The 18,792-nt window shown below is 70.3% G+C and carries 18 protein-coding genes and 1 pseudogene; 5 read left to right on the forward strand and 14 right to left on the reverse strand.

All coding sequences use genetic code 11. The features are described from left to right. The 3 genes and pseudogenes from BGN97_RS01330 to BGN97_RS01340 all read left to right on the forward strand — a co-directional run. Positions 1-116: pseudogene (locus tag BGN97_RS01330) on the forward strand (3-hydroxyacyl-CoA dehydrogenase); the annotation flags it as partial. A gap of 38 nt (positions 117-154) precedes the next feature. Further along, entirely contained in the window at positions 155-985 is an 831-nt protein-coding gene (locus tag BGN97_RS01335; protein ID WP_292697385.1) for an NAD(P)-dependent oxidoreductase, read from the forward strand. Positions 986-1,148: 163 nt separating this feature from the next. Further along, positions 1,149-3,026, forward strand: coding sequence for a glycoside hydrolase family 13 protein (locus BGN97_RS01340; protein ID WP_292697387.1), 1,878 nt, complete (start codon positions 1,149-1,151; stop codon positions 3,024-3,026). Between the two features lie 15 nt (positions 3,027-3,041). Here the strand turns inward: BGN97_RS01340 and BGN97_RS01345 are convergent, their stop codons facing one another. The 8 genes from BGN97_RS01345 to BGN97_RS01380 form a co-directional block, all read right to left on the reverse strand. Continuing rightward, positions 3,042-4,055, reverse strand: coding sequence for a LacI family DNA-binding transcriptional regulator (locus BGN97_RS01345; RefSeq protein ID WP_292697389.1), 1,014 nt, complete (start codon positions 4,053-4,055; stop codon positions 3,042-3,044). Between the two features lie 33 nt (positions 4,056-4,088). Next, positions 4,089-5,003, reverse strand: a complete 915-nt coding sequence (locus BGN97_RS01350) for a sugar ABC transporter permease (protein WP_292697391.1) — start codon at positions 5,001-5,003, stop codon at positions 4,089-4,091. Beyond that, positions 5,003-6,658 carry an ABC transporter permease subunit gene (locus BGN97_RS01355; protein WP_292697393.1) on the reverse strand — a complete coding sequence of 552 codons (1,656 nt, stop codon included), beginning with the start codon at positions 6,656-6,658 and terminating at the stop codon, positions 5,003-5,005. The genes BGN97_RS01350 and BGN97_RS01355 overlap by 1 nt, the downstream gene beginning before the upstream one ends. Positions 6,659-6,731: 73 nt before the next feature. After that, positions 6,732-7,979, reverse strand: a complete 1,248-nt coding sequence (locus tag BGN97_RS01360) for a maltose ABC transporter substrate-binding protein (RefSeq protein WP_292697395.1) — start codon at positions 7,977-7,979, stop codon at positions 6,732-6,734. A gap of 122 nt (positions 7,980-8,101) precedes the next feature. Continuing rightward, positions 8,102-8,908 (reverse strand): AAC(3) family N-acetyltransferase, encoded by an 807-nt coding sequence (locus BGN97_RS01365; protein WP_292697397.1) that lies wholly within the window; start codon positions 8,906-8,908, stop codon positions 8,102-8,104. 84 nt (positions 8,909-8,992) lie between these two features. After that, positions 8,993-9,724, reverse strand: coding sequence for a sulfite exporter TauE/SafE family protein (locus tag BGN97_RS01370; RefSeq protein ID WP_292697399.1), 732 nt, complete (start codon positions 9,722-9,724; stop codon positions 8,993-8,995). A gap of 122 nt (positions 9,725-9,846) precedes the next feature. Then, positions 9,847-10,485: a bifunctional 4-hydroxy-2-oxoglutarate aldolase/2-dehydro-3-deoxy-phosphogluconate aldolase gene (locus BGN97_RS01375; RefSeq protein WP_292697401.1), complete on the reverse strand. Its 639-nt coding sequence runs from the start codon at positions 10,483-10,485 to the stop codon at positions 9,847-9,849. 58 nt (positions 10,486-10,543) lie between these two features. Then, the gene (locus BGN97_RS01380; RefSeq protein WP_292697403.1) at positions 10,544-10,981 is read right to left on the reverse strand and encodes a ribosomal protein L7/L12; all 438 of its coding nucleotides are present in this window, start codon (positions 10,979-10,981) and stop codon (positions 10,544-10,546) included. Positions 10,982-11,060: 79 nt separating this feature from the next. Between BGN97_RS01380 and rlmN the strand changes: the two genes are divergently transcribed. After that, positions 11,061-12,329 (forward strand): 23S rRNA (adenine(2503)-C(2))-methyltransferase RlmN, encoded by a 1,269-nt coding sequence (gene rlmN / locus BGN97_RS01385; protein WP_292697405.1) that lies wholly within the window; start codon positions 11,061-11,063, stop codon positions 12,327-12,329. 6 nt (positions 12,330-12,335) lie between these two features. Here rlmN and BGN97_RS01390 read toward each other — a convergent pair whose 3' ends face one another. Beyond that, entirely contained in the window at positions 12,336-12,815 is a 480-nt protein-coding gene (locus tag BGN97_RS01390; RefSeq protein ID WP_292697407.1) for a histidine phosphatase family protein, read from the reverse strand. A 104-nt stretch (positions 12,816-12,919) separates the two neighbouring features. On the opposite strand from BGN97_RS01390, the gene BGN97_RS01395 reads away from it, so the two are divergent. After that, complete coding sequence (locus BGN97_RS01395) at positions 12,920-14,632, forward strand: DUF4407 domain-containing protein (protein WP_292697408.1); 1,713 nt, start codon at positions 12,920-12,922, stop codon at positions 14,630-14,632. 121 nt (positions 14,633-14,753) lie between these two features. Here the strand turns inward: BGN97_RS01395 and BGN97_RS01400 are convergent, their stop codons facing one another. The 5 genes from BGN97_RS01400 to BGN97_RS01420 form a co-directional block, all read right to left on the reverse strand. After that, positions 14,754-15,533 (reverse strand): FAD:protein FMN transferase, encoded by a 780-nt coding sequence (locus BGN97_RS01400; RefSeq protein ID WP_292697409.1) that lies wholly within the window; start codon positions 15,531-15,533, stop codon positions 14,754-14,756. After that, positions 15,530-16,111, reverse strand: a complete 582-nt coding sequence (locus BGN97_RS01405; protein ID WP_363331385.1) for an FMN-binding protein — start codon at positions 16,109-16,111, stop codon at positions 15,530-15,532. Before BGN97_RS01405 ends, BGN97_RS01400 begins: the two co-directional genes overlap by 4 nt. A 39-nt stretch (positions 16,112-16,150) precedes the next feature. After that, positions 16,151-17,581, reverse strand: coding sequence for a ferredoxin reductase family protein (locus tag BGN97_RS01410; protein ID WP_292697410.1), 1,431 nt, complete (start codon positions 17,579-17,581; stop codon positions 16,151-16,153). Between the two features lie 100 nt (positions 17,582-17,681). Beyond that, positions 17,682-18,281: a hypothetical protein gene (locus BGN97_RS01415; protein WP_292697411.1), complete on the reverse strand. Its 600-nt coding sequence runs from the start codon at positions 18,279-18,281 to the stop codon at positions 17,682-17,684. Between the two features lie 111 nt (positions 18,282-18,392). Next, positions 18,393-18,792: sensor histidine kinase (locus BGN97_RS01420; RefSeq protein ID WP_292697412.1), on the reverse strand; the 400-nt coding region annotated here is incomplete at its 5' end.

Here is an 18,792-nt window from a genome sequence, read left to right on the forward strand (position 1 = left end):
CCCGCCTCGGCAGGCCCGACGAGTACGCCGCGCTGGTGGAGCACATCGTCGCCAACGGCTACCTGAACGGCGAGACCATCCGCCTGGACGGCGCCATCCGCATGGCCCCGAAGTGACCCCTCGCCGACCTGAACGCACGCTCGAAGGAGAACCCATGTCCCTCGCAGGAAAGACCATCCTGATGTCGGGCGGCAGCCGCGGCATCGGCCTCGCCATCGCGCTGCGCGCCGCAGCCGACGGCGCGAACATCGCGATGCTCGCCAAGACCGACACCCCGCACCCCAAGCTCGAGGGCACCGTGCACACCGCCGCCGAGGCCATCCGTGCGGCGGGCGGGAAGGCCCTGCCGATCGTTGGCGATGTGCGCAGCGACGACGACATCACCGAGGCCGTGCTGAAGACGCAGGGCGAGTTCGGCGGCATCGACATCGTGATCAACAACGCGAGTGTGATCGACCTCTCTCGCTCCGCCGACCTCGCAGCCAAGAAGTACGACCTGATGCAGGACGTCAACGTGCGCGGCACGTTCATGCTCTCGCGCGCGGCGGTGCCGGTGATGAAGGATGCGCCGAACCCGCACATCCTCTCGCTGTCGCCGCCGCTGAACATCTCGGCGAAGTGGCTCGGGGCCCACACCGGTTACACGCTGGCGAAGTACGGCATGACGATGGCGCCGCTCGGTCTTGCTGCCGAGTTCGCGGATGCCGGCATCGCCGCCAACACGCTCTGGCCGCGCACCACGATCGCCACCGCCGCCGTGCAGAACCTGCTCGGCGGGGACCGCGTGATGGCGGCCAGCCGCACCGCGGACATCTATGCGGATGCCGCCTACGTCGTGCTGACGACGCCGTCGCGTGAGCGCACGGGTCAGACGCTCATCGTCGAGGACGTGCTGTCGGAGGCGGGAGTGACCGACTTCTCGAAGTACGCGGCCGTGCCCGGCACCCCCGACGACCGGCTGTTCCCGGACATCTTCCTGGACTGAGGTCTTCCCGTTTCGGACGTGCCCGGGGCGGATGCTGCGTCCGACATCGCGGTATGAATATTCTTGCAGTTGATGAATCTGCTTGCTAAGTTGTGCAGGTCACTCCCGTGCGACCTCGGTCGCCGTACCTGGAGCGCGATCGCGCACGACCGAAGGCAGCACCATGCACCTGCACCATCACCCCCATCACGACGGCTCCGAGCTCTACTCCACGGCGGGATCTGAGCCGAGCGTCAGGAATGTGCGCGTCCGCGTGCCCCGCGCCTTCGGACCCCTCGCCAGCGTCTGGGTGCGAGTCGTCGTCGATGCCGAACCGCGCTACCTTCCGATGCATCCGATCCCGTCCCCGCTCGCCGGAGACCTCGCCGACTGGTGGGAGGGCGCGATCGAGCTGCTCAACCCCGTCGTCGGGTACCGGTTCCTGCTCAACCGTCTCGATGCGGGCGCGCTCTGGCTGAACCCCGAGGGCGTCGACGAGGTCGAGCCGCTCGACGCTGCCGACTTCCGCGTCACCGGCGCGGTGCCGCCGCCGGAGTGGGCATCCGGTCAGATCATGTACCAGGTCTTCCCAGACCGGTTCGCCCGGTCCGTCGGAGCGGCGGCGCGTGCACTCCCCTCCTGGGCGATCCCCGCCGCGTGGGACGACGAGGTCATCCACACCGGCTCGGACACCCCGCTGCAGGTGTTCGGAGGAGACCTCGACGGGGTGCGGGAACGCCTGGGGCATCTCGTCGACCTGGGCGTCACCCTGATCTACCTGACGCCGTTCTTCCCCGCCGGGTCCAACCACCGCTACGACGCGACGACCTTCGACCGGGTGGATCCGCTGCTCGGCGGCGATGAGGCGCTCATCCGTCTCGTCCAGGCGGCCCACCAGCGGGGCATCCGCGTGATCGGAGACCTGACCACGAACCACACCGGCGACCGGCACGAATGGTTCCGTGCGGCCCTCGGCGACCCGTCCGCGCCCGAAGGCGCCTTCTACTACTGGAACGACGACGCGCACACCGACTACGTCGCCTGGTACGGGGTCCCCACCCTGCCCAAGCTCGACTGGAACTCGCCCGAACTGCGATCCCGCTTCATCGAGGGCCGCGAGAGCGTCGTCGCGAAGTGGCTGCTCCCGCCCTTCGAACTGGACGGATGGCGCATCGACGTGGCGAACATGACCGGGCGGCATGGCGACGACGACCTCAACCGCTTGGTGCAGCGCAGCGTGCGCCGCACCATGCAGGAGGTTGCGCCGGACACCGTGCTGTTCGCGGAGTCGACCAATGACGCGACGCGCGACTTCGACGGTCTCGGCTGGCAGGCGCCGATGAGCTACTCGGCGTTCACCCGCCCGCTGTGGCACTGGCTGCAGCGCCCGGCTGCGCAGCCCGAGCACCACTTCGGCATCCCCTATGCGCAGACCCCCCAGGCGACGGCGGGGGAGTTCGTCCGTGCGCATCGCCGCTTCACCGGCTCCTTCCCCTGGCCCGTCAATCAGCTCGTCATGAACGCGCTCGACACGCACGACACCCCGCGGTTCCGGGAACGCGCAGACGAACAGCTGCAGCGGGTCGCGGCCGGGCTGTCCTTCGCCCTCCCCGGCACGCCGGTGCTGTTCGCCGGAGACGAGTTCGGCCTTCGCGGCGCCCTCGGCGAGGAGGCGCGCACCCCCCTGCCCTGGGGCACGGTTCCCGAGCTGTCGGGCTTCTACGCCGAGCTCTCCCGCCTCCGCCGCGGCATGCCCGCTCTGCGCACCGGCGGTCTGCGCTGGCTGCACGCCGGCGACGACTCGCTCGCCTTCGTCCGGGAGACCACCGATCAGTCAGTGCTCGTCGTCGCCTCCCGTGGTGACGATCGCATCGTCATCCCCGACGACGCGATCGGAACGCCGGCTGCCGCACTGCTGGCATCCGGCTCCCTCCGGGCCCTCGAGCGCCTCGGCGTCGTCGAGATAGAGGTGTCGGGACCGGCCTTCGGTGTCTGGATGCTGGGCGCGGAGCGGATGCCGGGCGACACCCCGGCGCTCGCCATCCAGGCGGCATCCCGCTGACCCGGACGGGGCCGGTCAGGCAGAGTCCGGCACCGGCCCCGTCGACTCGCGCAGCACCAGCTCCGGCTGGAAGAGATACTCGGTGCGTGATGCGGGAACCCCGTTCATCTCCCCGACGAACGCATCCGCCACGGCGACGCCCATCAGTGCGACGGGCTGGCGGATGGTCGTGAGGGGCGGCCAGCTGCTGCGCGCCAGGATCGAGTCGTCCAGCCCGACGACGGAGAGGTCCTCGGGCACGCGAAGGCCGCTCCTGCGGGCCTCCGCGAGCACGCCGATCGCGATGAGATCGCTGGCGCAGACGATGGCCGTGCACCCCTCGCCGATGAGCGACCGCGCGGCGCTGACGCCGCCGTCGTCGGAGATCAGCGAGTGCACGACGAGCGGAGCAGCATCCGGTCCGAGCGATTCCCGGATGGCGAGCTCGAAGCCCTTCGTGGCCCGGCGGGACGGCACCAGCGTCTCCGGACCCGCGGCGAAGCCGATGCGGCGGTGCCCCATGGCCGTGAGATGCCTCACCGCGAGGGACATCGCGGTGAGATCGTCGAACGAGAAGAACGGGGCGTCGACGTCGTCGCGGTGGCCGTTCACGAAGCCGAGCGGAAGACCGCGATCACGGAGGCGGCGATAGTGCTCGGTCGACGCCGCGGTGTCGGCATGGCGCCCGGCGACGAACAGGATGCCCGCGACGCCGGCCTCGACGAACATGTCGATGATCTCGTCCTCGTGCAGCCCGCCCTCGCTCTGCGTGCCGATGACCGGCGTGAAGCCGCGGCGGGCGAAGTTGGGGGCGAGCGCCTGCGCGAACGCGGGGAAGATCGGGTTGCCCAGTTCGGGCAGCAGCAGGCCCACCGGACGGGCCGTGCGTGCGCGGAGCCGGGACGGTCGTTCGTAGCCGAGGAGGTCGAGGGAGGTGAGCACCGCCCGGCGCTTGTCCGGTGCCACTCCCGGCTTCTCGTTGAGAACCCGGCTGACGGTGGCCTGGCTCACCCCGGCGTGCGCCGCGATCTCTGCCAGCGTCGCACTCATGACGGAAAGGCTAGCACCCGCACTGCGCCGCCCTCACTTCACCGCCCCGGCCGTCAGCCCGCCCACGATGTACTTCTGCAGCGCGAAGAACAGCACCACGACCGGGAGCGCGGCCAGCACCGCACCCGCCGCGAACACGGGCCAGTTCGCCGAGGTCTCCTGGGAGACGAACTGGAACAGCCCCACGGCGAGCGTCTGCTTGGCGGGGTCGGCGAGCAGCACGCTGGCGACGACGAACTCGCTGACCGTGCCGATGAAGGACAACAGCCCGACCACTGCGAGGATCGGGGCGGACAGGCGCAGGATGATCGTGAAGAAGATCCGCGCGTGGCCGGCTCCGTCGAGCTTCGCGGCCTCATCGATCGACGAGGGCACGGTGTTGAAGAAGCCGTACATGAGGTAGGTGTTCACGCCGAGCGCGCCGCCCAGGTAGACCAGGATCAGTCCGAGCAGCGTGTCGAGGCCGAGCGCCGGGAAGATGTCGCCGATCGCGATCATGATCAGGAAGATCGCGACGACGCCCAGCAGCTGCGGGAACATCTGCACCAGCAGGATGGCGGTCAGCCCGAAGCGCCGCCCCGTGAAGCGCATCCGCGAGAAGGCGTAGGCGGCCAGACCGCCCAGGAGCACGGTTCCTGCGGAGGCGGCGAGCCCGACGATCAGGGTGTTCACGAACCACGCGGCATAGGGCTGGGCCGGCGAGGTGAACAGCGTGATGTAGTTGCCGAGGTCGAAGGACGTGAACATGGCGTTCGCGCCGACGAGGCTTCCGTTCGGATTGAGCGATGCGGAGACGATGTACAGGATCGGGAACACCGCGATCACGCAGGCCGCGATGATCACGATGTAGGAGGCGATGAGGGCGAGCCTCGCCCTGCGGCGCTGCGAGGGCGCCGACGCGGGACGATGCTCGGGGTTGACTGCGGGGTGGACGGAAGTGGCGGTCATCAGTGGAGGTCCTCCAGGGCCTTGGTGCGGCGGAATCCGGCGATCGACATCGCGGCGACCAGCAGGAAGATGATGATCGAGAAGGCGCTGGCGAGCCCGTAGTCACGGCCGCTGGTCTCGCCGAACGCGACCTTGTACACGAGAGTGATGAGGATGTCGGTGGCGCCGACGTTCATGTCGGTGGAGATGTCCTGCGGGCCGCCCTCGGTGAGCATGTAGATGACGTTGAAGTTGTTGAAGTTGAACGCGAACGCCGCCACCATGAGCGGGGCCATCGTCACCATGAGCAGCGGGAGTTTGACCCGCCGGAACACCGTCCAGGCCCCTGCCCCGTCGACCCGAGCCGCCTCGACGTACTCGCCGGGGATCGACTGCAGGGCACCCGTGGCGACGAGGAACATGTACGGGTAGCCGAGCCACAGGTTCACGATCAGGATGCTCACCTTCGCGAGCAGGGGGTCGGTCAGCCACGGCACCTGCGCGCCGCCGAGGAGGACCTGGTTGACGAACCCGAACTGGGAGTTGAGAAGGCCGCTCCAGATCAGCGCCGAGAGGAAGGCGGGGAAGGCGTAGGGGAGGATCACGAGCACACGGAACGTGCGACGGAAGCGCAGCCGGGGGTTGTCGAGCAGGATCGCGAGGAGGACTCCGACCGCGAAGGTGGCGAGCACCGTGAAACCTGCGAACACGAAGGTCCACACGATCACCTGCAGCAGCGGGCCGCGGATCGACTCCTCGCCGAACGCGCGGACGAAGTTGTCGAATCCGACGTCGATCTTCCAGCCGGGCAGGAGCGCCTTGCCCGCATCCGAGGTGAACGCCCCGGTGCCGTTGTCGCGGTAGACCGTGCCCGTCGACGAATCCGTGAAGGCGTCCTCGGCCTCGTCGTAGTGCATGGATGCCGTGTAGACGTACGCCGTGGTGCCGTCCTTGGTGCGCAGCACGCCCTCGTCGAGATCGTCGGCGAGCGGGACGCTGAGATGGGCGATCTCCTGCTGCCTGTCGAGCTTCTGTGAGAGGTCGAGCGTCGTGTAGCCGGGGATGCCGACGGCTGCTCCGCCATCGAACTCGGCATCCGGGACCTCGGTGAGCGGACGGTCCTCGCCGCCGAGCATCGCCCGCCCCTCGGCATCCGTGACGAGGAAGGAGAGCTGCCCCGCCTGATCGACGACGACCATGTCCAGGCCGGGCGTGTCGGGCGTGCGGGCGAACGACTTCTGGATGAGCGCGGCGATCGCGTCATCCTTGTCGCCGACGTGACCGTCGCCGTAGTTGGTGAAGGCGATGTAGCCGCTGTACACCACGACGACCAGCTGGAACATGATGAGGAAGACGGTGCCCGGCACGAGGTACTTGGCGGGCAGCATCCCCGGACGCAGGTAGACGACGGTGATCGCGAGCGCGACGATCACCACGGCCAGGGCGACGGGCCAGGACCCGTCGAGGAGCAGCACGAACGCGGCGTAGACCGCCAGGGCGTCGATGACGCCGAGCGCGACGATCTTGAGAAGGATGCCCACGACGCCGGTCGTGCGGTGGATCTTCGGGGTCGCGCCGGTCTTCGGGGTCGTGCCGGCCTGCGGTCTCCGCCCGGTCCGCCGGGACGTCGGTGTCGGGCTGTGCGCGGTGTCGGGCGCGTCGGTCGTCTTGGTCATCGGTTCCTCGATTGCGGCTGTCGGTGTCGGAACGGGGTGCGGGCCCGGCCTGCTGCCGGGCCCGCACCCTCTCTCAGCCGATGTCTGCGGCGATGCGCTGGGCCATGGTCGCCCACGCCTTGGCGGGGTCTCCCGCCGTGTTGTTCACCAGGGCGGCCTGCGTGGAGCCCCAGTAGTTCCACACGGCGCCCATCTCCGGGATGGCCGGCATCGGCACGCCATCGCGCCCGATCTCGCCGTACGCGCCGACGTCGGGGTTGCTCTTCGTGGCGATCTCGAAGGCCGAGGTGAGTGCCGGAGGGCGTCCGCCGGCCTCGTACAGGGCGAGCTGCACCTTCTCGGTGCCGAGGTAGTTCACGACGAACTCGTTGGCGGCGAGGGGGTTCTCGCTCTTGGCGCTGACGAAGAAGCCCTGCACGCCGACGAACGGCGTCGGCTTCTCCGGCCCGGCCTGCGGGATCGGGTCGATGGCGTAGTCGATCCCACCCTCCTTGAACGCCGGGAGGTTCCACGGGCCGGACAGCATGAACGGGGACTTGCCCGCCGCGAACTCGTCGCGGGCGATGTCACCGGTGATGTTGGTGTTGAGCACGCCCTCGGCGCCCCACTCGACCAGCTTGGCGGCGAACTTCTCGCCGCCGGGATTCCCGATCAGCAGGTCCTTCGGGTTGAAGCTGCCGTCGTCGTTCGTGCCGAACAGCGGGGCGCCGTACGAGGCCTGCAGCGGGTACAGGTGGTACGGGTCCGATTCCGGCCCGGACGGGATGATCACCGGGTACTGCGCCGCACCGGAGGCGACGATCTTCTGCCCCTCGGCGATCAGGTCGTCCCAGTTCGCGGGCGTGGACGGCGCCAGTGCCTTGTTGCGGACGAGCGCGATGTTCTCGATCGAGGCGGGCAGCCCGTACAGGGTGCCTTCGTAGCTCATGGCCTGGATGGCCACGTCGGCGTAGTCGGAGGCGGCATCGCCGAGCTCAAGCGGCGCGATCACGCCGTTCTGCACGAACAGGCCGAGCCAGTCGTGCCCGCCGATGATGACATCGGGGCCCTTGCCGGTCGGTACCTGCTTGACGAAGTCCTCCTTCATCACGTCGCCGTACTCCTTCTGCACGAGCTTGACCGTGATGCCCTTGTCCTTCTGGAACTGCGCGGCGATGTCCTTGAGCTCGTCGACTCGGTTCGCGTCCACCCACACCGTGAGCGTCTTCTTCGAACCGCCGTCGGAGCCGGAGGCGCCGCTTCCGGCCGCTGTGCATCCGGACAGGGCCAGGGCGGCCATGCTCGCGATCAACGCCACCGCAGTGATGCGTCTCACCTTCATTGGTGCTGCCTTTCATGTGATCAACGGGTGCATCGCTGCAAACGCTTCCAGTGTGCTGTGAAGCGAGGCGTCGATGCCATCCGTTGAATCATGGCAGACGTTTTCGAAAGCTGCAAGAAATTTCAGCTCTGTGCTTTCCGAAGGAGGTCGACCGCATGATCGACGAGCGGTGCGAGCGGTACCGCTCGGCACTCGGCCGAGCCTATCCTCGTGACCGGGACCGCCGCGAGAGTCTCGAACTCGGCTCCGATCCGCGGGAACAGGGAGTCGTCGACGACGGGCTCGTCCCAGGTGCGCCAGCGCCGGATGCCGTCGCCGCCGATCTCCGCGACGCCGTTGCGCACGAGGGGGACGTCGGTCCGCGCGCGGCCCTCCGCCAGATGCAGGGCGGTGCATGAGTCGTAGCCGACACCGAGCAGCAGGATCTTCGCGCCCAGGTCGTAGAGGCGCGCGAGCGGCGAGGACTCGCCGAACGGGTCTTCGACGGCGTGGTCGGCCAGCACCTGGGCGGCCGCCGGGCCGCGGCCCGCGAACGAGCGGTGCGGATGCCTGCTGCGCAACGCACCCGGCTGGCAGCGGAACAGCTCGGCGACCCGGCCCATCGTCCTCGTCGGAGTGAGGACGGGGTCGAAGGCTGGAAGGGCGGCCCGGACGGCGACTCTGGTCGCGGCGGGGAGTGCGGGATCGTCGAGGAAGTCCGGGTCGCAGAGCTGCCAGCTCTGGGCGGGCATGAACAGCGTGCCCGCGGTGCCGACGGCGCTCTGCAGGGCGGCGAGCACGGTCTGCTCTCCGCCTGCGACCAGGCCGAAGGCGGAGAGCGAGCAGTGCACGAGCACGTCGTCGCCGTCCGCTATGCCGAGGCGCCGGATCCCCTCGATGATGTCGTCGGTGCCGATCACGGCGATTTCGGGGTCTGCAAGATCTTTCATGCCTTGAGTATCGCGCATATCCTGCGGATCCTGTTTCCCGGGCTGCACTCTTCCCGGACTGCACTCGTCCCGGGCCGAGTCCGCTCAGACCAGCAGGTACAGCGCCCCGGCGATCGTGAGCACGGTCACCAGGCGATCGAACAGCTGCTGCGGCATCCGCTTCGCCAGGCGGATGCCGATCAGCGCGCCGATCACGACCAGGGGCGCGAGCAGCAGGTCCAGCAGCAGCACGGACGGCGTGATCAGACCGATGCCCGCCAGGAACGGCACCTTGGTCAGGTTCACGATCGCGAAGAACCATGCCGAGGTGCCCAGGAACACCTTCACGGGCGTGCGGGTGGCGAGGAAGTACATCGACATCACCGGGCCGCCCGAGTTGGCCACCATGGTCGTGAAGCCCGCGAGCGTGCCGTAGCCGGCGGCGGCGATGCGCCCGGACTTCTCGGTGCGCGAGCGCCATCGCCGCCACAGGGTGATCGCGATCATCGCGAGCAGGATGACGGCGATCGTGCGGCGGACGATCCCGTCCTGGGCCAGCGCGAGGAAGACGGCGCCGACCAGCAGGCCGACGATCACCGCGGGCGCGAGCCGGAGCAGGGTGCGCCAGTCGGCGTGCCGCCGGTACGTCGTGAGCGCGAACACGTCACCGACGATGAAGAGCAGCAGCACCGTCGCCGTCGAGGTGCGCGCGGGGAGGATCGATGCCGCCACCACCACGGTCACGGTCGAGCTGCCCGGGATCGCGGTCTTGCCCAGCCCCGCGACGAGGGCGCCGAGGCCGAGGAGCGCCCAAGCCCACGGTGCGAGATCGAGCATCCAGGTCTCCTGTTCGGGTCGGGGCTCAGTCTTTCACGGTGAGGTTCGGGTGCGCCCGCCGTCCCTCATTCGGGAGTCAATCGAGCATCCGGCAGAAGACGCACATGCACCACCCGCGCCCCTCAGCCGCGCACGGCCGCCAGGGCTGCGGCGAAGCTGCTGGCGCGGGCCTCGAGGTCGGCCCAGTCGCCGGCCGTGATGGATGCCGAGTTCGCCAGGTCGCCGCCGGCGCCGACGGCGACGGCGCCGGCCGCGAACCAGTCCGCCACGTTCTCGGGCTTGACGCCGCCCGTGGGCATCAGAGGCGCGTCGGGGAAGGGGCCGCGCAGCGCGCCGAGGTAGGCCGGTCCGCCGAGGGATGCCGGGAAGATCTTGACGACGTCGACGCCCAGTTCGAGCGCCGTCATGACCTCGGTCGGCGTCAGCGCGCCGGTCATGACGACCTTGCCCGTGTCGAGCATGGCGCGGGTGAGGGCGGGGAGCGTGCCCGGACTCACCAGGAACTCGGCGCCCGCCTCGGCCGCAGCAGCCGCCTGCTCGGGCGTGGTGACCGTGCCGGCGCCGATGTACGCCGCGTCGCCATGGCGGGCGATCAGCTCGCGGATCACCGTGGGCGCATCCGGTGTGGAGTAGGTGACCTCGATGCCGGGGATGCCGCCGCGGATGATCGCGTCGGCGGCTTCCAGGGCGGATTCGGGGGAGGGTGCGCGCAGCACGGCGAGGACGCCGGCGGCGCGGGCGCGGGAGAGGCGGTCGGTCATGAGGGCTCCGTTCGTCGCTCCATTGTGCGCCGGAATGACTTGTAATTACAAGTCGGGATCACCAGTTCTCGATCGCGTCCTTCGCCTGCTTCAGGCCCACGCCGGTCTCCTCGCGGTAGCGCTTGATCGCGCTGATCTTCTGATCGTCGGCGATGAGCGCGGCGATCTCGGCGCGGGCGGCGGGGCTCAATGCATCCGTCGGGCGGGGAGCGGATGCCGCGGCATCCGCGGTCCACGCCGTTCCCGGAACCCAGGCGTCGATCGCGTCCTTCGCCTCCTGCAGACTCAGGGACTGCAGCTCGCGCAGCCGCTTGATCGCGGCGATCTTCCGGTCGCCGGCGACCAGGGCGTCGATCTCAGCCGACTCCGCAGGTGTGAGGCTGCGAGGCGCGACGGACACCGACGGCTGCGGCGCCTTCGGTCGCATCCCCTTCGTGGCCCACGGCACGAGCACCAGCAGGACGACGACGGCCACGATCCACATCCACGGTTCCATGCCGACCAGCCTGCCAGCACGGAGGCTCGGATGCCGGGCATCCAGCCCTCTCGCGGGTCGTTCCCCGTACCCTTGATGCATGCCTGCATCCGACAAGACCCCGCCTGCCCGCAGCACGCCCGTGCGCACCACCGGGCCCGCTCGCACGCAGGTGCGCCCTGCGACGGAGGGGTGGACGCAGAAGAAGGATGCCGAGGGGCGGCCGCTGCTGCAGTTCGCGAGCCCCAAGCGCGGCAAGCCGCCCGTGCACCTGGCCGACATGACGCCCGAGGAGCGCATCGCGAAGGTGAAGGAGCTGGGCCTGCCCGGCTTCCGCGCCAAGCAGCTGTCCACGCACTACTTCACGCACTACACCTCCGACCCGGCGCACATGACCGACCTCCCCGCGGAGCAGCGCGAGGAGCTCGTCGGCGGGATGCTGCCGCCGCTCATGACCGAGGTGCGCCGGCTGACCACCGATCGCGGCGACACGATCAAGTTCCTCTGGCGGCTGCACGACGGCGCCCTGGTCGAGTCGGTGCTGATGCGCTACCCCGGCCGCATCACGCTGTGCGTGTCGTCGCAGGCGGGCTGCGGCATGAACTGCCCCTTCTGCGCCACCGGCCAGGCGGGTCTGACCCGCAACATGTCGACGGCCGAGATCGTGGAGCAGATCGTGCGCGCCAACCGCGCCATCGCGAACGGCGAGCTGGGCGGCAAGAAGCGCGACGACCACTCGATGGAGCGGGTCTCGAACATCGTGTTCATGGGCATGGGTGAGCCGCTGGCCAACTACAAGCGCGTGATGGACGCCGTGCGCGTCATGGTCGCGCCGCAGCCGAACGGCCTGGGCATGAGCGCTCGCGGCATCACGGTGTCGACCGTCGGCCTGGTGCCGGCGATCCGCAAGCTCGCCGACGAGAACATCCCCGTCACGTTCGCGCTTTCGCTGCATGCGTCCGACGACCAGCTGCGCGACGAGCTGATCCCGGTCAACTCCCGCTGGAAGGTCGACGAGGCGCTGGATGCCGCGAGGGAGTACTTCGAGAAGACCGGCCGCCGTGTCTCGATCGAGTACGCGCTGATCAAGGACATGAACGACCACGCCTGGCGCGCCGACCTGCTCGCGGAGAAGCTCAATGCGCGCGGCCGCGGCTGGGTGCACGTGAACCCGATCCCGCTGAACCCGACGCCCGGCTCGATCTGGACCTCGTCCGACATCGACGTGCAGAACGAGTTCGTGCGCCGCCTGAACGACGCCGGCATCCCGACCACCCTGCGCGACACCCGCGGCAAGGAGATCGACGGCGCCTGCGGTCAGCTGGTCGCGACCACCGAGGACGAGGCCGCCGCGGCGGCGATGGCCTGAGCGCCCTCAGGCGTCCCCAGGCGTCCGGAGGCGCAGCATCCGGCCCGACCCCTCGATGAGCTCGGGCCAGGAGCCGACGTCGACGGCGCACTCCGCGACGGCGCAGGTCGGGAACTCCACGAAGGCGCCCGTCAGCTCGGCGACGGCGTCCGTCATGCCGGGGTTGTGGCCGACCAGCATCGCGACGTCGACCTCGTCGGGCAGGGCTGACGCGACCTCGAGGATCGTGCGGGCGGATGCCGCGTACAGTGCGTCCTCCTCGATCACGGGGATGCTGAAGGCCGCGGCGTACTCGTCAGCGGTGCTGCGTGCGCGGACGGCCGTGCTCGACACGATGCGCTGGATCGCGACCCCGTCGTCGAGCAGACGGGCGGCCATCGCCGGGGCGTCACGACGACCTCGGCCGTTCAGCGGACGGTCGTGATCGGCGAGGCCGTGCAGGCCCCAGTCCGACTTCGCGTGGCGGGCCAGCAGCAGCGTCTTCATGCGTCCAGCCTGACAGGGCGTCGACGACACCGCATCCCTTTCCTGGGAGCCGTTCGCAGGGTTCGTCCGGGAGCCGCACAGCCGGGGTTTCCTAGCCTGGAGGGATGTCATACTCCGCGCATCGCCCTGGACGGATGGGCTCGCAGGACCGCATCGAGGTCGACGGCGACGGCTCGAACGACGCGACGCCGGCCGCCGAGGTGCCCGAGTACTTCACCCGCGAGTACCGGCCGTCCGGCCCCGACGCGGATGCCGGCATCGCCGCGAGCACCCTCGACGACGCGGCAGACCGCTCCACTCGGCCCAACCCGATCGTGCAGGACGCGCAGGAGACCGAGTCGTTCGACGTCGAGGACTTCCCGTTCTTCGACGAGCCCTCCCGGCCGAGCCGGGTGATCGTCGACGAGGCCGAGACCGCGGCATCCGAGCCGGCGACAGCCGAGCCGATCGCGGTTGACGAGCCGACGCCTCCGCGCTCGCCACGACCCAAGCGCGAGCGCCGCCCGCGCGTTCCTGGTTCCCGCCTGCGCACGCTGGCGATCCTCGGCGGTGCCGACGGCCCGATCCTCGACCGCGTTCCGGGCGAGACGCCCCGCTTCGTGCAGATGTTCTTCGTGCTCGCCGGCACCGCGCTGGTCTCCGCGATCTCGATGCTGTTCGCGCTCACGACCGGCGTGCAGGTGGCGATCTGGCTGGCCGTGCCGCTGGCGATCGTGTGGGCGGCGATCATCTTCAACCTCGACCGCTTCCTCACGGCGACCATGTCCTCGTCGCGCAGCATCGGCAAGCTGATCGCGCTGGCCGTCCCGCGTGTGGCGATGGCGGCGCTGATCGGCTTCCTCGTCGCGGAGCCGCTCGTGCTGCAGGTGTTCCACAACGACATCGCCCGCGAGGTGGCGTCCACCAATATCACCCAGTCGCAGTCCGATCAGAAGGCGCTCGAGAAGGGGCCGGAGAAGAAGGCTCTGGACGCCGCCACCAAGCGGGTCGCCGCGCTCGAGAACCAGGCTGCCACGGGCATCGTCGCCGGCACCGACAAGGGCTCCGCATCGACTGCCGCCGCCAAGGCCACCGTCGACGACCTCACCGGCAAGATGGCCGAGCAGCAGAAGGTGATCGACTCCGCCCGTGCGCTGTACCAGTGCGAGCTGACCGGCGAGGGCGCGGGCACGGTTCCCGGCTGCACCGGCGTGCACGGCCAGGGCTCCAGCTCGGATGCGGCGAAGGCCCAGCTCGCGCAGGCCCAGCAGACCTACGACGCCCTGGCCGCGCAGCTGCGCGCCGCCAACGGCGACCTGTCCAGCGCCGAGACGGCCGAGAAGGCCAACACCACGGCATCCGAGTCGACCAACCGCCAGCAGGCGAAGGACCAGCTGCCTGCGGCGAAGAAGACCTACGAGAACGCGCTCGCCGCATACAACGCGCGGGCGGATTCAGTCGCGCAGGGGAACGCCGGGGCGATCGGGCTGCTCAGCCAGATCACCGGCCTGAACCGCCTGGCCGACAAGGAGCCCGCGATCTTCTGGGCGCACTGGCTGATCGCTGCGCTGTTCTTCATGATCGAGCTGCTGCCGGTCCTGGTGAAGGTGCTCACCAGCTACGGAGACCCGTCGCTGTACGAGAAGACCGCCGCGATCCGCAAGCAGGTCGAGCTCGACCGCGTGACCGCCGACGGCTTCCGCGACCGCGCAGCGATCGTGGCGGAGGAGGCCCCGGAGCCGACGGCATCCGCACCGCCGCGGTTGCCGGACGATCTGGACGGCACCCCGACCGTGCCGCTGACCCGCGCCGACATCCGGGAGTCCGTCTCCGTCTGACCGGTTGCGCCCCCGGTGGGTCACGCTCGCAAGGATGCTCCAGGTATCAAGATCGGCGGGAATCGGGCGCGCTGAAACGGCGAATGCTGATACCTGGAGCGTCAGGATCAGGCGGGCGCAATCAGGCGGGCTGCACCTCGACGGTCACGCCCTCGACCCACCGGCGGATGCTGCCGGCGGTGTCGACGAGCAGGCCCGAGGTGCCGGCGGCGCGGGGCAGCCAGCCCAGGTCGGCGCCGGCGGCGACGATCGCTGTCGCCCAGACATCCGCACGGGTGAGGCTCTCCGCGATGACCGTCGCCGAGCGGATGCCCGTGGCGGCTGCGCCCGTGCGGGGGTCGACGATGTGCGCACCGCGCTCCGCCGTGCCCGAGGTCGCCACGGCGCCGTTGCGCACCGGGACGGTCGCGATCACCTGAGTGCGATCGGCGGGGTCGACGATGCCGATGTTCCAGGTCCAGTCCGACTCCTCGGCGGTGAAGACCTGCAGGTCGCCGCCGACGTCGAGGCCGACGGCCTGCAGGCCCGGGACCTTCAGCAGCGGCAGGAGGTGCTCACGAGCCGCGCGCTCGGTCGCCCAGCCCTTCACGTACCCGGTCGGGTCGAAGACCCCGCCCAGGTACGCGCTGAACAGGCCGCGCGTCTCGAACTCCGCTCCGTCGCAGGCCGCCTCGACCTCGGCCACCCACGGGTCGGCATCCGCCATCCGCAGCTCGCCACGGGCGATGCGCTGCACATCGGATGCGGAGTCGTACATCGAGAACACCCGATCTGCGCGGCGCAGCATGCCGAAGCAGCCCTCGATCGCGGCCTCGAGCTCGACACCGGCGGCACCGCCGATCACGTGCGCACTGGCGACAGTGCCCATCACGGGGCACACCTGCGCGTGCCGGGCGGTCATGATGTCGCCTGGTCGAGGGCGCTCTGCAGGGACTGCTGATACCCCCGGCTTGTGTAGGTGGCACCCGAGATCATGTCGATCTGCGCCGACTGCGCAGAGGTGGTCTCGCTGATCAGCATCGGCACGGCCTGCTGATTGATCTGCCGGTCGCGAGGGTTCTCATTCGGATAGTCGACGACGTCCACGGAGGCGATCCTCCCGCCGCTGACCTGCACCTGCACCTGCACCGGGCCGTAGCGGGTGCTCGCCGCGTCGCCGGTGAAGGTGCCGTCCTTCAGACCGGATGACGCCGTCGTCGTGCTGGATCCGGTCGTGCCGCCTGTCGCGTCGGAGCCGGATGCCGATCCCGAGGCGGACGCCGAATCGGACGAGTCCGTGTCCGAACCGGTGCCGGATTCCGATCCTGAGTTCGACCCGGTCCCCGAAGCCGAGCCCGAGGCGCCGGTCGACGCTGCCGGAGCCGCGGCGTTCGCGGTCGGGATCTCCGCCCCGGTGGAGGTGCGGTAGCTGAACAGCAGCACCAGCCCGCTGACGGTGGCGAGCGCGGCGTACGCGATGCGCTTCATCGGTCGTTCCATGATCTTCTCCTCGTCGTGGGGTTCCGGGTGTCAGGATGCTCAGATCGCGAACGCCTCGCGGTGGATGCGCTCGGGCGGGAAGCCGGCCGCGCGCAGGTCGTGCAGCACGGCATCCGCCCAGTCCGGCGGACCGCACACGTACACCTCGTGCTCGAGCACGTCGGGAGCGAGGTGACGCAGCGCGTCGACGCCGTTCCAGCGGGCGTGCGACTCCGGCAGCCACGAGGCACCGGACCGCGCGCGGCGGCCGGGCAGCGCGATGTGCTGCACGCCCCGGTCGCGCACCAGGGCGGCCAGCGCCTCCGTGCGCAGCGCCGCCTCGGGAGTCGTGTCGCGGGTGAGGATCACCGCTTCGCCGGGCGCATACGGCTCTCCCTCGAGCAGGGACACCAGGGGCGCGACGCCGGCGCCCGCGCCGATCATCAGCATCCGCCGACCGCGCCTGCGCTCGCCGGTGAATCCGCCGTAGGGCCCCTCGACGTGCACCCGGGTGCCCGGGCGCAGTGCGGCGAGCCGAGACGTTCCGTCGCCGACGAGCCGAGCCGAGATGGTCAGCTCGTCGCCGGTCGGCGCGGCGGAGAGCGAGAAGGGGTGCCCGCGCGTCCAGCCCGGCCCGTCCATGAAGCGCCAGACGAAGAACTGCCCCGGCTGCGCGCCGAGCCGAGCGATGCCCTCGCCGCGCATCCGCACGGTCACGCCGTCGGCGCCGTCGCGGGTGACGCTCGCGACGCGCAGCAGGTGCCGGCGGGAGCGCACCAGCGGCACGATCACGCGGTAGGCGATCACCGCGACGGCCGTGAGGATCCACAGGCCCCACCAGTACCAGGTGGCCGCGACGGATGCCGTGAAGTCGGATCCGGTCCACAGCTGATGCGGCAGTGCGAGCCCGGCGCCCAGATAGCCGTACAGGTGCAGCAGGTGCCACGACTCGTAGCGCAGCCGGCGCCGTGCCCGCTTCATCGAGGTGAGCGCGACGAGGATCACGAGCGCCGTGCCCGCGGTCGCCAGCAGCATCCCCGGGTAGTCCACGACGAACTGCCACAGCTGCACGAGCGGGTTCAGCCCGGCGGATGCCGCATAGCCGAGGGTCTGCAGCACGATGTGCGTGAGCAGCAGTGCGAATGACCAGAAGCCGACGAGCCGGTGCATCCGCGTCATTCCGTCGCGGCCGAACCCGCGCTCGAACAGCGGGACGCGCGCCATCAGCAGCACCTGCAGGAGCAGCAGGTTCGAGGCGACCAGCCCAGTGAGGCGGCCGGCCGAGTTCAGCAGATCGGCGCTGCCGGTGAACAGCGCCTGCACGCCCCCGCCGGCGACCCACAGGGCCACGACGTACAGGCAGGTGGTCCAGACGGCGACGGTGGCGCCGAGGTTCCACAGCTCGGCGCGGCGTCGCCGGACCGCGGCGCTGGGGCGGATCGCGGCGCTGTGCGCCCGCGGCGTGCCGATCGGCAGGGTGATCGTGGCCATGTCGTGCCTCCTCGCAGGTGTCGTGGTGCGGTCGGTGGTCCGGGTCGCGACGGATGCCGCTTCGGAGGGGGTTCCTGCGGCATCCGCCGCGACCCGGGGCTCAGGATCCCGGCGTGCTTTCGGGGGTCGGGGTGTCGTCGGAGTCGCTGCCGCCGGTGCTGCCGTCATCGGAACCGTTCGGTCCGCCGGGGCGCTGGCCGTCGCCGAAGCCCTGGCCGCCGCGCGGTGCGCGCTGGCCGCCGAAGCCGTCGTGCGGCATGCCCCGGTCGCCGCCCGGTCCGCCCCACGCCTGCTCGTGCATCCCGAACGGGCGCACCACGCTGTGGGCCACCCAGCCGCCGCCGAAGCCGAGCATCAGGATGACCACGCCGCCGACGACGCCGGCGCCGATGCGAGTTCCGGTGCGGCTCCAGAACGGCTTCGCGGGTGCCGCGCCTGCGGGCGCTCCAGGCTGCGCCGGTGCGGCATACGGCGCCGCCTGGTCCACGGGCGTCGTCGGAAGGATCGGGGTGGTCGACGCGCCGGATGCGACAGGAGCTCCCTGCGCAGGAGGAGCCGGCGGCGCCTCTGCCGCGGCGGGCGCCGCGGGTGCAGCATCCGGGGTCGGGGCCGATGCCGCCTCGGCGGTCGGCGTCGTGTCGGGAGCGCCGCCGTCGGCGGCCTCACCGGGGACAGAAGTGTTCTCGTTGTTCTCGCTCATGGGATGACTGTCGCGCTCGACCGCCAAGAAAGCCCCAAGAATCCGGCATCCTGCGGGTTCTCATAGAAAGGGGATGGACGATTCCCAGGTGGCGGCCGGCGCGGCGCGCGGTCAGGCGCGCGGAAGCGTCAGCAGAAAGGTCGTGCCCGTAGGGGAGGTGCGCTCGACCTCGACCGAGCCGCCGAACCGGTTCGCGATGTCGCGCACCAGGGCGAGGCCCAGTCCGAACCCCCGTCGCTCGGTGGACGCCGTCGACCTGGCGAACCTCTCGAAGACGCGCTCCGGGTCCATGTCGCCCAGTCCCGGGCCGTGGTCGGCCACTCGTATCTCCGCACGACGCCCCGTGGGCGTCGCGGTCAGCTGCACGCTCGCGCCGTCGGGGCTGTACCGCACCGCGTTGTCGAGCAGGGCGATCACGGCGCGCATGAGCGCCGTCTGCTCCGCCGCGACGCGCAGATCGGCGGGCGCCTGCACGTCGACGCGCACGCCGCGTTCGACGGCCCGCGGAGCG

Origin of the sequence: Microbacterium sp. 69-10 (genome assembly GCF_001897945.1) — a bacterium.
GTDB lineage: Bacteria > Actinomycetota > Actinomycetes > Actinomycetales > Microbacteriaceae > Microbacterium.